Annotated in this window: 11 protein-coding genes; 4 read left to right on the forward strand and 7 right to left on the reverse strand. The window is 67.8% G+C overall.

Annotated features, from left to right (window positions below; genetic code table 11):
* Position 1: 1 nt before the first annotated feature.
* The 5 genes from QP512_RS06245 to QP512_RS06265 form a co-directional block, all read right to left on the reverse strand.
* Positions 2-838: an alpha/beta fold hydrolase gene (locus QP512_RS06245; RefSeq protein ID WP_286071999.1), complete on the reverse strand. Its 837-nt coding sequence runs from the start codon at positions 836-838 to the stop codon at positions 2-4.
* A gap of 79 nt (positions 839-917) precedes the next feature.
* Positions 918-2,297 (reverse strand): sensor histidine kinase, encoded by a 1,380-nt coding sequence (locus QP512_RS06250; protein ID WP_286071370.1) that lies wholly within the window; start codon positions 2,295-2,297, stop codon positions 918-920.
* Positions 2,294-2,977, reverse strand: coding sequence for a response regulator (locus tag QP512_RS06255; protein WP_005408670.1), 684 nt, complete (start codon positions 2,975-2,977; stop codon positions 2,294-2,296). The genes QP512_RS06250 and QP512_RS06255 overlap by 4 nt, the downstream gene beginning before the upstream one ends.
* Before the next feature lie 132 nt (positions 2,978-3,109).
* On the reverse strand, positions 3,110-4,237 hold the full coding sequence (locus QP512_RS06260) for a metallophosphoesterase (RefSeq protein ID WP_286071371.1): 1,128 nt from the start codon (positions 4,235-4,237) through the stop codon (positions 3,110-3,112).
* A 73-nt stretch (positions 4,238-4,310) separates the two neighbouring features.
* A complete protein-coding gene (locus QP512_RS06265; protein WP_286071372.1) occupies positions 4,311-4,760 on the reverse strand; it encodes a helix-turn-helix domain-containing protein in 450 nt (149 codons plus the stop codon).
* 79 nt (positions 4,761-4,839) lie between these two features.
* Here QP512_RS06265 and QP512_RS06270 point away from each other — a divergent pair, with 79 nt between their 5' ends.
* Positions 4,840-6,057, forward strand: coding sequence for an MFS transporter (locus QP512_RS06270; protein ID WP_286071373.1), 1,218 nt, complete (start codon positions 4,840-4,842; stop codon positions 6,055-6,057).
* 159 nt (positions 6,058-6,216) lie between these two features.
* On the opposite strand, the gene QP512_RS06275 is transcribed toward QP512_RS06270, so the two are convergent.
* Entirely contained in the window at positions 6,217-7,632 is a 1,416-nt protein-coding gene (locus QP512_RS06275) for a GGDEF domain-containing protein (RefSeq protein WP_286071374.1), read from the reverse strand.
* Positions 7,633-7,919: 287 nt separating this feature from the next.
* On the opposite strand from QP512_RS06275, the gene QP512_RS06280 reads away from it, so the two are divergent.
* The gene (locus tag QP512_RS06280; RefSeq protein ID WP_286071375.1) at positions 7,920-10,169 is read left to right on the forward strand and encodes a TonB-dependent siderophore receptor; all 2,250 of its coding nucleotides are present in this window, start codon (positions 7,920-7,922) and stop codon (positions 10,167-10,169) included.
* 176 nt (positions 10,170-10,345) lie between these two features.
* Positions 10,346-11,326 (forward strand): cation diffusion facilitator family transporter, encoded by a 981-nt coding sequence (locus QP512_RS06285; protein ID WP_286071376.1) that lies wholly within the window; start codon positions 10,346-10,348, stop codon positions 11,324-11,326.
* 408 nt (positions 11,327-11,734) lie between these two features.
* Here QP512_RS06285 and nfi read toward each other — a convergent pair whose 3' ends face one another.
* Positions 11,735-12,409 (reverse strand): deoxyribonuclease V, encoded by a 675-nt coding sequence (gene nfi / locus QP512_RS06290; protein WP_286071377.1) that lies wholly within the window; start codon positions 12,407-12,409, stop codon positions 11,735-11,737.
* 94 nt (positions 12,410-12,503) lie between these two features.
* Here nfi and gpmA point away from each other — a divergent pair, with 94 nt between their 5' ends.
* A complete protein-coding gene (gene gpmA / locus QP512_RS06295; RefSeq protein WP_005408679.1) occupies positions 12,504-13,253 on the forward strand; it encodes a 2,3-diphosphoglycerate-dependent phosphoglycerate mutase in 750 nt (249 codons plus the stop codon).
* The last annotated feature ends 143 nt before the right edge of the window (positions 13,254-13,396 follow it).

Here is a 13,396-nt window from a genome sequence, read left to right on the forward strand (position 1 = left end):
TTCAGGCCACCGCCTTGAGCACGCCGTTGCGTTCGCCGATCTCGGTGAAGAAGCGTGCGCTGCGGCGGATCACGTCGCGGCGTTCGCGGTCGATGGTGATCATGTGGTAGCTGTCTTCCAGCACCACCAGTTCCTTCGGGCCGCTGACCCGCGACATCACCAGTTCGGCATTGCCGATGCTGGCCACGTCGTCCTCGCGGGCGTGCATCACAAGGCAGGGCGCGGTGACCTGGTGCAGGTGGCGGCGGGTCCAGTGGCTCAGCGCACGCATTTCGGCCAGTGCGTGCCAGGGGTTGCCCGGCAGGCCAGCGGCGGCGCTGTCGCCGGAGAGCATGGCGGCGCTGACCTGCGCACGCAGGCGCTCGTCACGCAGGCCGTACGGCGGTTCTTCCATGAACATGCGGTCGCGGCCGATGTTGAAGCGCTTGAACCATGGCAGCAGGAACGACAGGCGGGCCACGGCCGGGATGTTCCAGCCGTCGTAGCGGAACGTGGCGCCATACACGCCGACGCCGGACACCCATTCCGGGCGTCGTGCGGCCAACGCCAGCGACAGCACCGCGCCCATCGACAGGCCGCCCACGAACAGCTGGTCGACCTTGCCGCGCAGGCTGGCCGCCGCATCTTCCACGCCCTGGTACCACTGTTCCCAGGTGGTCGCCAGCAGGTCATCCACGGTGCCGCAGTGGCCGGGCAGCTGCACACCGTGCACGGTGAAACCCGCGTTGTTCAACCCCTTGCCCAGCATGCGCATTTCCGCCGGGGTGCCGGTCAGGCCATGGACCAGCAGCACGCCCTGCGGGCCACCGGGGAGGAAGAAGTCGTGCGATTCGATCACCTGGCGGCTCCGGGACGGCAGTGGGAATGGCAGGATCGCAAGCGCGATTTTCACCAGCCTTTCAGCGCCCCGGGCCGGGTCAGGGGCCCTTCAGCAGCGGCAGCGTGATGGCGACCTTCAGCCCACCGCCGGGGCGGTTGAGGAAGCTCAGGCGACCGCCGAAGTGCTCCACTGCCTCATGCGCGATGGCCAGGCCGAGGCCGGTGCCGCTGGCAGCGGTGCCCGGCGCCCGGAAGAAGCGCTCGCCCAGTCGTGGCATCACGTCGTCGGGCACGCCGGGACCGTTGTCTTCCACATACAGTTCGACATCATTGTCGTCCAGCGCATGCACGCCCACCGTGACAGTCGCATTGGGGCCGGCATAACGAAGGGCGTTGTCGATCAGGTTGTCCAGCGCCTCCTGCAGCATGGCGCCGTTGCCGAGTACACGCAGCGGATCGGGGCTGCCGCGGTAGCCCAGATCGATGCCATCACGGATCGCTTCCGGTACCCGCATGCCGACCCACTGCGGTACCAGAACGCCCAGATCCAATGCCTCGACCGTTTCCGGCACGGTCTGTGCCCGGCTCAGCGCCAGCAGCTGGGTGCTGACCCGCGCGGTGCGCTGGTTGAGCCGGCGGATATGCTGCAGCGCTTCGCGCACCGTGTCCGGGTCGCCGTGCGCCAGCGCCTGGTCCACGTGCAGGGCCATGCCCGCCAATGGCGAACGCAGCTGGTGCGCCGCATCGGCGATGAAGCGGTTCTGCAGGGTGATCATTTCCGCCTGGCGCGCGAACAGATCGTCGATGGTGCTGATCAGCGGCTGGATCTCCTCCGGCACGTCGGCATCGGAGATCGGCGCCAGTTCGCCGCGGCGCTGCGCCAGGCGGGTCCTCAGCGGGGTCAGGATGCGCAGGCCGTAGGTCACGCCGAACCAGACCAGCGCGGCGGTGCCCAGCGCCAGCATGGTCATCAGCGGGATGATGATCATCAGGATCTCACGCGCACGCTGGCGGCGGTCGGCCATGCTCTCGGCCACGGTCACCGCCAGCTGGTCCTGCGGATCGTTCATCGCCTGGGTGCAGACCGTGGCCATGCGGACCTGCTGGCCGTTGAGGGTTCCGTCGTACAGCGCAGGGTGAACGCCGGTGCAGTCCTGCGAGGGCGCGTAGGGGCTGAAGTCGGCATTGCCGCTGAGGGTGCCCTTGCGGCTGCTGTCGACGTTGAAATAACGATGGCCGTCGGGGTCGTACTCAATGAGGAAGCGCGCTTGCGGAGACAGGTCGCTGGTCACCGGCATGGTGCTGAGCATCTGCGCGAACGAGTGCGTGTCGTCGACCAGGTTGCGGTCGTGGATGCGGTTGGAATAGTCCAACGCAACGTAGTAGGCCAGGATCGTGTTGAAGATGAGCAGGCCCAGCATCGGCAGCGCCAGGAAGGCGAGCAGGCGCCGGCGCAGGCTGGGCGGTCCACTGATCACGGGGTGCTGTCGTCCTGCGCGTCTTCCAGCATGTAGCCCAGCCCGCGCACGGTGCGGATGCCCATCCCGCCGGGCTGCAGCTTGCGGCGCAGGCGGTGGAGGGCGATGTCCAGGCCGTTGTCGGTCAGGTCCTGGCCCCAGTCGCACAGTGCTTCCACCAGTTGCGCGCGCGACACGATGCGCTCGGCGCGTACCGCCAGCGCCGACAGCAGGCCGAACTCGCGCGCGGTCAGTTCCAGCGACTGGTCGTCGATCCACACCCGATGCCCGGCCAGGTCGATGCGCAGGCGGCCGATGCGCAGGTCCGGGTTGCCATTGCTGGTAACCCGGCGCAGCTGGGCGCGCACGCGCGCTTCGAATTCGTCCAGTGCGAACGGCTTGACCAGGTAGTCGTCGGCCCCCAGGTCGAGCACGCGCACGCGTTCGGCCAGGCCGTCGCGGGCGGTCACCACCAGCACGGCCAGGCCATCACCGCGCTGGCGCAGGCGCTGCAGCACGTCGCGGCCATCCAGCTGCGGCAGGCCCAGGTCCAGCACCAGCAGTGCGTACTGGGTCGAGCCCAGCGCGGCGTCGGCGTGCGCGCCATTGTCGACGTGGTCGACCACGTGTCCCTGCCGGCGCAGCGAGGCGCACAGGCCGGAGGCAATGTCCGGGTCGTCTTCAGCAATCAGAACGCGCATGCGCGGGGTCTCCTGTCACGGTCAGGCCCACCGGATGGACGCGGTGGGCCTCTCGGCTGCCGAGGGTAGCCGCAAACCGGGTGAAGGTGGAGCGCGGCGGCGTTGCCGGGTGCGGTCGCGCTGTCCCTCCATTCAGTCCTGCAGGCCGGGCTCGCCCTGCGCCAGCGGTACCCGCGAACCGTCCAGCAGGCCACGGCTGAGCGTGCCATGCTCGATGAACAGCAGTTCGCCGTTCTCGCCGTTCTTGATGCTGCTGTCGATGGCGATCACGCGGTCGCCATGGAGGCTGCTGACGTGCGGCATCGAGGTGTGGCCGACCACGATGCGCGTGAGCTGCAGGCGGTCGAGCACGCTCTGCACCCCGGCGGTGTCGAGGCGGCCATCGAAGTAGCCGCGGTACCAGATCGGGCTGGTTTTGCCGTCATACAGCGGTGCGGTGGCCGGGTCGGCCTTCACTTCGGCCTTGGGCAGGCCCAGCGACGCCTGGTAGGCCGCGTTGGTGCGTGCAGGGTCCAGCGCCAGCTCGACGGCTTCGGGCGAGATGCCGCCGTGCAGGAACAGGGTGTCACCGATCTTCAGCAGTACCGGGCGGGTACGCAGCCACTGGCCGATCACCGAATCGGGACCGTACAGCTGCGGGTAGCTGCGGCCGAGCAGCTGGGCGCTGCGCAGGTACTTCGGGTTGACATAGCGCAGGTCGTCGTACAGCACCATGGTTTCGTGGTTGCCGAGCACGAAGTGCACCGCGCCACCGACGGCCGCCGCCTGCTGCTGCAGGCCGTACAGCAGCCAGAACGCTTCGGTCACCTGTGGGCCGCGGTCGAACACATCGCCGGCGATGACCAGGGTGTCCTTGCCCAGCGCCCAGCGGTCCTGTGCGTCGATCACCTTGTTGGCGCGCAGCAGGCGCACCAGCAGCCCGTACTGGCCGTGGATGTCGGACAGCGCGACGATGCGAGGGACCGCCGGCAGTACGGAGACCGCGGCGGCATTGGGTGCGGCCACGTGCACAGTGTGCTCATAGCCGCAGCGTGCTGCGATGTCGGTCCCCGCCGTGCTGATGGGCAGGGTGCGCGACTCGACCTTGTCCGCACAGATCCACTTCGCCTGCAACTGCTCGCCGTTGCGGAACACATAGGGGCCATCGGCCTGTACGTGGTCAGCCGGTGCAGCGACCTCGCGGGCCTGTGTGGTTCCGGCCGCGCAGGCCAACAGTGGCAGCAGCAGGGCGGTCAGCAGGGAAGGGTGACAGCGCGACATCGGCGGCCTCCGGCAGCGGAAAGATCCGATGCTACCGGGCGCTGGCGTTCACGGGTGTGCGCGAATGGGCGGGTCAGGCCCCGCCGCCAGCATCCTTGAGCTTGCGCACGTGGGTGTGGATGGCCTGCAGCGGCTCGCCGTTTCGGCCGTGCGGCTGCATGTAGGGCACGGGCCGCCGCGTACCCGATTCGATCAGTTGTGAATGGGGCTCACCGGCCTCGAAGCAATGGCGCTCGCCCCACTGGCGCAGCGCGACCAGCAGCGGAAACAGTTCCAGTCCGGCGGCGGTGAGCACGTATTCCTGGTAGGCCGAGCCGTCGGAGGCCGGTTGCAGCTGCAGGATGCCGGCCTCGACCAGCCTGCGCAGGCGATCGCTGAGGATGTTGCGCGCTGCGCCGAGGCTGCGCTGGAAGTCCCCGAAACGGGTGACGCCGTCGAACGCGTCGCGGATCACCAGCAAGGCCCAGCGATCACCGAGCAGGTCGGCGCTGCGGGCGACAGGGCAGGGGCTGTTGTCGTACATGGCAGGTTCCGCTGAATGTGGTTGCAGTTTAAAACCAATGTCACTAACCTGCACCAAGTTGCAAAATGAAACCACATTCATGGGCGCCATCCCCGTTCCCCGTTCCCTGCAGGTGCTGCTCGCGGTTGCCGCCGGTGCCAGTGTTGCCAACGTCTATTACGCACAGCCACTGCTGGATCAGCTGGCGCAGGCCTTCGCACTGGATCGGGCTGCGGCGGGCGCGGTGGTGGCGGCGACCCAGGCCGGCAGCGTGCTGGCCTTGCTGGGATTGCTGCCATTGGCCGACCGCGGTGATCGTCGCCGCCTGCTGCGGTTGCAGCTGCTGGCGCTGGTGGCGGCGGTGCTGTGGCTGGCGGCTGCGCGCACTGCCGGCTGGCTGCTGTCGGGCATGCTGCTGGCCGGCTTGCTTGGCACTGCACTCACCCAGGGCCTGATTGCGTACACCGCGACGTTGGCGCCGGTCGAGCAGCGCGGGCGCGTGGTCGGCGCCGTGCAGGGCGGGGTGTTCATCGGCCTGCTGCTGGCACGCGTTGTATCGGGTGGGGTGGCCTCCGCGCTGGGCTGGCGCGCCGTCTATCTGCTGTCTGCCAGCGTGACAGCGGTGCTGGCGCTGCTGCTGTGGCGGCGCCTGCCCGCGCTGCCGGTGCCAGCGCTTCCGCCGCGCTGGCGCGATCTGCTGGGCTCGATGTGGGGCATGTTGCGTACTGATCGCACGCTGCGCGAGCGTGGACCGCTGGCACTGCTGTTGTTTGCCGGCCTCAATGTGTTCTGGGCGGCGGCACCGCTGCCTTTGTCGTCACCGCCATTGCACTGGTCGACCGCGGCCATCGGTGCACTGGGTCTGGCGGGCGTGGTGGGTGCACTGCTTGCGGCGCGGGTCGGGCATTGGATGGACCGTGGATTTGCACATCGCGTCAGTCTCGGCGCGCTGCTGCTGATGTTTGCCGCGTGGTGGCCGCTGCTGGGCCTGCCGCAGTCGCTGGCGCTATTGCTGCTGGGCGTGGTGGTGCTGGATCTTGGTGGGCAGGCGCTGCATGTAGCGAACCAGGCCCTGCTGCTGCGCGCGCCGGGCGAACAGCATGGTCGCCTGGTGGCGCTGTACATGCTGTTCTATGCCGTGGGCAGCGGTGCAGGCGCGGCGGCCGGGCCCTGGATGCAGGCGCGCCATGGCTGGTCGGCGGTCTGCATGCTGGGGGCCGGCATCGCGCTGTTGGCAGTGCTGTGGTGGGGGGCGTGGCGAGTGGCGGCGTTCACTGCATCGGCCGCGGTGCGAAGCGGCAGAGTCGACTGTCGGTAGAGTCGACTGTTGGTAGCGTCGGCTGTCGGTAGAGTCGACTGTTGGTAGAGTCGACTGTTAGTCGACTGTTTTTCCGCCAGCCCGCAAAAAACCCCGCTCTGCGCGGTAGTCGACCAACCGTCGAATCCACCACCATCGGGAATTTGCATTTCCGTCGGTTCACCGCTGCAATGCCCGCCGCCCCGGAGCGTCCTGCAACGCGTCGCTGGCCACCACCACGCGGTTGCGGCCGCTGCGCTTGGCCTCGTACATCGCGGCATCGGCACGCGCCATCAACCGCTCGTAATCCGGATGACCATCGTGACCGGCCACACCGATGCTGGCAGTCAAGGCCAATACCTGCCCGTTGGCCAGCGCCACCGGCGACTGCGCGATCTGCCGGCGCAGGCTTTCGGCAATCACTCCCGCCTGGGATTCACTGGCCGCGACCAGCACCACCACGAACTCCTCACCGCCATAGCGGAACAGGTAATCACTGCCGCGTGTCAGCTGCCCCAGCAGGCCGGCCACGTGCTGCAACGCGCGATCGCCGGCATCGTGGCCGTAGCCGTCGTTGATCGCCTTGAAATGGTCCAGATCGAGCAGCAGCAGCGAGAACGGCGTGCGGTTGCGCGTGGCCAGCTCGATTTCCCGGCGCAGCACGGTGGGCAGGAAGCGCCGGTTGAGCAGGTTGGTCAGGGCATCGCTGCCGGCGTCGAGTTCGCCGATGCGTTCGAACAGCAGCGTCATCAAGGTACGGATCGCGGCCAGGTCCTCGCGGATGGCCGGCAGCACCGCCAGTCGTTGCGCCGGAGCATCGCCGCTCGCGCGCAGCAGGTGCCCGTCAATGCGGGCCATCAACTGGCCCACCTGCTGCGTTTCGCTGCTTTCGCCGAAGCTGGGGATGCCCTTGTGGGTGAACCACAGGCCGAACTCGGAGGTGGCCAGGCTGGCGCTGTCGCTGCCCTGCACATGGCCGGCCAGCGCGTAGAGCAGGGCGTTTTCCCAGTCCAGCAGCAACGCGCGCTGGCGCTCGCGTTCGGTGCTGACGTTCTGCACCAGCGAGAACAGCCGGTACGCCGCATCGGCACGGCTGGAGCGTTCGCGTGCGTGCGTGTAGGCCAGGGTCATGCCTTCCATGGCGATGTCCATGATCGCACTGAGGCAGTCGATGGCGGCGAAGGCAGTGGCGCTGTCCGGTGCATCGTCGCGCAGGCGGACGAACAGCTCGTGCTTGAGCACGCGCGCGCCACGGGTCACCAGATCGACCGGGATGCCAACCCGCGCATGCACGTCGCCGATCACCCGCTGTGAGGCGACGGTGGCGGCGATGCCGGCGGCGTCGGTAGTCAGCAGCTGCACCAGCCAGCGCTGCATGGCCGGTTGCAGGCGTTGCTTGACCTGCTCGTGGGACAGGAAGCGGCGTGCGCGGCCATCCTGCAGCAGGACTTCATAGAAGCGCTGGGCCAGCGCCGGTGGTGCGTCCGCGGCGGCCGCGCGCAGCTGGGCGGTGGCGGCAGGGCCGGCCTGCTGCAGGCAGTGCTGCCACGCCTCGGCCAGCGGCTGGCTGGCTTCATCCAGTTGGGGTGTTTCCACGTCGATCTCTGACTGCGTACGGCAAACCACGGGTATCGGCCGCGGTGGCGTGCGGTTGATGGCGGGGTAGCCGGGCAGTTTACGCGCGGTGCAGGGTTGCACGGTGCGCGAAGCACACGTGCGCCGCTGCGGCAATGAGTGAACGCATTTGAGAATCACTCGCATTGATGGGAGAATGCACGCACGGATCGGGCCGCAGGCGCCCTGCAGCGACGGTCCGCCTCCCCCTCGTCGTTGCCTCAAGCCCTTTGCCAGAGGCCCCGTTGCCCTGCCAGAAGGTCCAGATCATGTCTCCTGCCGTTGTCCTTTCGCCGCGCCCGCTGGCGCTCGCCGTTGCCGCCCTGCTGGCGGGCAGCGCCCTGGCCGCCCGGGCCGAGACCGACGCCACCGATATCGACACGGTGCACGTCACCGCCTCGCAGATCGCGCGCCAGGCGCTGGGTACCTCGACCATCACCGCCGAGGATATCGCCAAGCGCCCGCCGGCCAACGACATCGCCGAGCTGCTGCGCACCATGCCGGGCGTCAACCTGACCGGCAACAGCGCTTCCGGCCAGTACGGCAACAACCGCCAGATCGATCTGCGTGGCATGGGGCCGGAAAACACCCTGATCCTGGTCGATGGCAAACGCATCGGCGCACGTGACGCCGTGCGCATGGGCCGCAGCGGCGAGCGCAACACGCGCGGTGACACCAACTGGGTGCCGGCGGAGATGATCGAGCGCATCGAAGTGCTGCGCGGTCCGGCGGCAGCACGCTACGGCTCCGGTGCCTCGGGCGGCGTGGTGAACATCATCACCAAGCGCCCGACCGGTGACCTGACCGGTGCAGTCGATCTGTACGGCCTGGTGCCCGAGCACAGTGCCGAAGGCGGCAGCGAGCGCGTCGGCCTGCAGTTGAGTGGCCCGATGACCGACACCCTGTCGTTCCGCCTGTACGGCAACCTCAACAAGACCGACGCCGATTCGCTGGACCTCAACCGCCAGTACGCCACCAACCCGAGCGCGGTGCCGCCGGCCGGCCGCGAGGGCGTCAAGAACCGCGACGTCAACGCGCTGCTGCGCTGGGACGTGACCGCCAACCAGGTGGTCGAGTTCGAGGCGGGCACCAGCCGCCAGGGCAACATCTACGCCGGCGACCGCGCGGTCAGCACCACCGGCACCTCCACCGGCGTCGACCTCGCGGCGCTGGCCGAAGGTGAGGCGGAGACCAACCGCATGTACCGCAACACCGGCGCGATCACCCATCGTGGCCGCTGGGGCGACGTGACCTCGCGGGTGACGGCTGCGGTGGAAGCGGTGAACAACTCGCGCATCAATGAAGGCCTGGCAGGTGGCCCGGAGGGCAGCTTCAACGGCACCGACTGGTCAACCTCGCGCCTGCGCAATTACCAGCTGGACGGTGAAGTCAGCTTCCCGACCACGCTGGGCGGTGCCGAGAACATCTGGACGCTGGGCTTTGAATACCTCGACAGCCGCCTGACCGATCCGTACTCGATGAGCCAGTCCAGCAGCAGCGGGGGCGGCTTCCCGGGCCTGTCGGCGGATCGCGCGCGGGGCAAGGCCGATGCGCAGACCACCGCGGTGTTCGTGGAAGACAACATCTACATTGGCGAGCGCTGGATCGTGACCCCGGGCCTGCGCTTCGACCATCACAGCCAGTTCGGCAACAACACCAGCCCCAGCCTCAACGCGCAGTTCCGCATCAACAGCGACTGGGTGGTGAAGGGCGGTATCGCGCGTGCGTTCAAGGCACCGAACCTGTACCAGTCGAATCCGGATTATCTGTACTACACCCGCGGCAACGGTTGCCCGAATGCACTGCCGAGCCTGGGTGCCGGCTGCTACATGCGCGGCAATGCGGACCTGAAGGCGGAAACCAGCCTGAACAAGGAACTGGGCATCGAGTGGGCGCCGCAGAGTGGCTGGCAGGCGTCGCTGACCTACTTCCACAACGACTACAAGGACAAGATCCAGGCCGGCTACGACCAGATCGGCCTGACTGCCGATGGCCGCGGCCGCATCTTCCGCTGGGAGAACGCGCCGAAGGCGATCGTGCAGGGGCTGGAAGGCAACCTGGTGATCCCGCTGCTGGGCGAGCAGGGCAGCCGCCTGAAGTGGAGCAACAACTTCACCTACATGGTCGAGAACGAGAACAAGACCACGCGCCAGCCGCTGTCGGTGATCCCGAAGTACACCATCAACACCATGCTGGACTGGCAGGCCACCGACAAGCTGTCGCTGCTGCTGACCGGTACGTTCTACGGCAAGCAGGAACCGGCTACCACCAACATCAACAACGACCCGCGCTGCACCGGCACGTGCGATCCGTCGGTGGCGCTGCAGGATCGCGGCGCCTACAACATCTGGGGCGTGAGCGCGCGCTACAAGGTGACCGACACGGTCAGCTTCGGCTTCGGTGTGAACAACCTGGCCGACAAGCGCCTGTTCCGCGAGGCCAACAGCAGTGATGCTGGTGCGGCGACCTACAACGAGCCGGGCCGCGCGTACTGGGCCAGCCTGCGCTTCGGGTTCTGACCCCAGGCCGGCATCGTTCCGCTGCGCTCGCCAGGCATGGCCTGGCGCTACCCCGGTAGCGCCGGGCCATGCCCGGCGTCATCGGTGGGTCGTGGATTCTGCAATGTTATAAACACCGTGATAGTTTCCCCACGAGCGCCAGCGTAGCCTGCCTCCATCGCAAAGGAGCTGTTGCCATGGGCCACGACCACGATCACCTGCCATCCGAGATCCGCCATGAGAAACCCTTGTGGTGGGCGCTCGGCCTGACCTCCACCTTCCTCGTTGTCGAGGTGGTGGGCGCGTTCTGGACCAACAGCCTGGCGCTGCTGTCCGACGCGGCGCACATGGCCACCGATGCACTGGCGCTGATGATCGCGCTGGTCGCGGTACGGCTGAGCCGGCGCCCGCCGGATGCGCGCCGCACCTATGGCTATGCGCGCCTGGAAGCGCTGGGCGCGATGATCAACGGCGCGATGCTGTTTGTGGTTGCCGGCTACATCCAGTGGGAAGCCGTCGGGCGCTTCAGCAAGCCGCAGGAGATCGCCTCCACCGGCATGCTGGTGATCGCCTCGGCCGGCTTGGTCATCAACCTGATCTCGATGCGCCTGCTGCAGGCCGGCAGCGGCGAGAGCCTCAACGTGAAGGGCGCCTACCTGGAAGTGTGGGCGGACATGCTGGGCTCGGTGGCGGTGATCGCCGGTGCGGTGCTGATCCAGTTCACCGGCTGGAAGCCGATCGACCCGATCCTGGCGGTGCTGATCGGCCTGTGGGTGCTGCCGCGTACCTGGGTACTGATGCGCGAAGCGATCAACGTGCTGCTGGAAGGCGTGCCCAAGGGCATGGACGTGGCCAAGGTGCGCGACAGCCTGTCGGGGCACGACGCGGTACTCGATGTGCATGACCTGCATGTGTGGGCGCTGGCGTCCAGCACCCCTGCGCTGACCGCGCACATCGTGATGCGCGACGGCACCGACGCCGATGCGCTGCGCCGTGAACTGGGTGGTCGCCTGCATGATGATTTCGGCATCGAGCATGTGACGTTGCAGATCGAGGCCGACCACTGCGGCGAAGCCTGCGGTGAGCCGGCGCCGGTCAAGGGCGGTGAGCACGAAGGCCATGAGGGTCACGACCACGGCGAGGATGCGCAGGGCCATCGCGGTCACGTGCATCGTTGAATGGGAAGTGCGGCCCGTGGTTCGAGCGAAGGCTGACGGGCGAAACCGATCGGGTGAAACCGCTTGGACGAAACCGGACGGGCGAATCCGCCTGGGTAGAGTCGACTGTTAGTCGACTGCTCTTCCGCGAAGTCGCGACAAGGCCCGCGCTGCGCGCGAGAGTCGACTGACAGTCGACTCTACCCTGTCGCGAGGCCAACTGGGTCGGTTCCGGCAGGAGGCGGCCATGCAGAGTCTGCTACGAAACCGGACGGGCGAATCCGCCTGGGTAGAGTCGACTGTTAGTCGACTGCTCTTCCGCGAAGTCGGGACAAAGCCCGTGCTGCGCGCGTGAGTCAACTGACAGTCGACGCTACCCAATCGTCCCGACGCGACCCCTCAGGCTGCATCCGTCCAGGCCGGCAGCGGTCATTCGTCCCGACGTGAAGCCAGCCGATCCGCCAGCCGGGTCGGCTCCGGCAGCCGATAGCCACGCAGCGTGCGCTGAACCCAATCCAGCGCGGAATCGGCACTGACCCGATGGCCACCGGCCACGAACAGCGGCTTGCAGCGCACCTTGCTGCGCAGCACCCAGCCCAGCTGCTCATCGCCGTCCAGCAGTGGCGTATGCGCGCCCACTTCGGCGCCCGGCTCGATGAACTGGCCCACCAGCTTCGACTTGGCTACACCGATGCTCGGCAGGTTGGTGACAACACCCAGATGCGCGGCCACGCCCAGCCGGCGCGGATGGCTGATGCCGTGGCCGTCGACGAACACCAGATCCGGTGTGCGTGGCAGCAGTGCCAGCGCGGCCAACAACGCTGGCAGCTCGCGGAAGCTGAGCAGGCCGGGGATGTACGGCATCACCGTGGGAACGCGCGCTATTTCCTGCGCCAGGGGCTGCAATGTCTTCGCATCCAGCATGACCGCTGCGGCGCGGGTGGTGGCACCGTTGTCCTCGAAGCCCACATCCAGGCCGGCCAGCCAGCGCACGTCTTTGGGCAGGCGGTCCTGGCGCTCCACGCGGCTGGCAAGCTGGGTCTGCTGCGCGCGGGCAGCGGCGACGCTGCCTTCCCAGCGCCCGGGGTCGATCACCGTATTCATTGGCTGCAGCATCGCATGCGCGGCGCCACGGCCCGGTGAGCGGCAGCCGGGGCTACAATGGCGGCCTGCCTTTCCTCGCGTTGGAGACCCTGCAGTGACCCGTAAACTCGTACTGTTGCGCCATGGCCAGAGCCAGTGGAACCTGGACAACCGCTTCACCGGCTGGGTCGATGTCGACCTGACCGAGCAGGGGCGCCGGGAAGCGGCCGCCGCCGGTCGCCTGATGCGCGAGGAAGGCCTGCAGTTCGACGTCGCCCATACCTCCGTACTGAAGCGCGCCATCCACACCCTGCAGGGTGCGCTGGCCGAGCTGGAGCAGGACTGGCTGCCGGTGAACAAGTCCTGGCGCCTCAATGAGCGCCACTACGGCGGCCTGCAGGGCCTGGACAAGGCCGAGACCGCCGCCAAGCACGGCGAGGAGCAGGTCAAGGTGTGGCGCCGTTCGTACGACATCCCGCCGCCGCCGATGGAGCTGGAAGATCCGGGCCACCCGATCCATGACCGCCGCTACGCCGGCCTGGACCGCAACGCGCTGCCGGGTACCGAATCGCTGGCCACCACTCTGGATCGCGTGCTGCCGTACTGGCACGACGCGATCGCGCCGCAGTTGAAGGACGGCAAGACCGTGCTGGTCACCGCCCACGGCAACTCGCTGCGCGCGCTGTACAAGTACCTCAACAATGTCTCGCGCGAGGAAATCCTCGAGCTGAACATCCCGACCGGCATCCCGCTGCTGTTCGAACTGAACGACGACCTGACGGTGCAGTCGTTCCGCTACCTGGGCGACCCGGAAGCGGCGCGCAAGGCCGCCGAAGCCGTGGCCAACCAGGGCAAGGCGAAGTAAGAAGCAGAAGGCCGGCGCATGCCGGCCTTCGCTTTTTGTAGAGTTGAGCATGGCTAGACGCTACAGGGCAGGTCCCTGTGACCTTTGGCCGGTCCCCAGCGTCGCTCCCCCGGCTACCCTGTGAAATTACCTGCTGGAGAGCC

The organism is Stenotrophomonas sp. 57 (assembly GCF_030291075.1).
In the GTDB taxonomy this organism is placed as follows: Bacteria; Pseudomonadota; Gammaproteobacteria; order Xanthomonadales; family Xanthomonadaceae; genus Stenotrophomonas.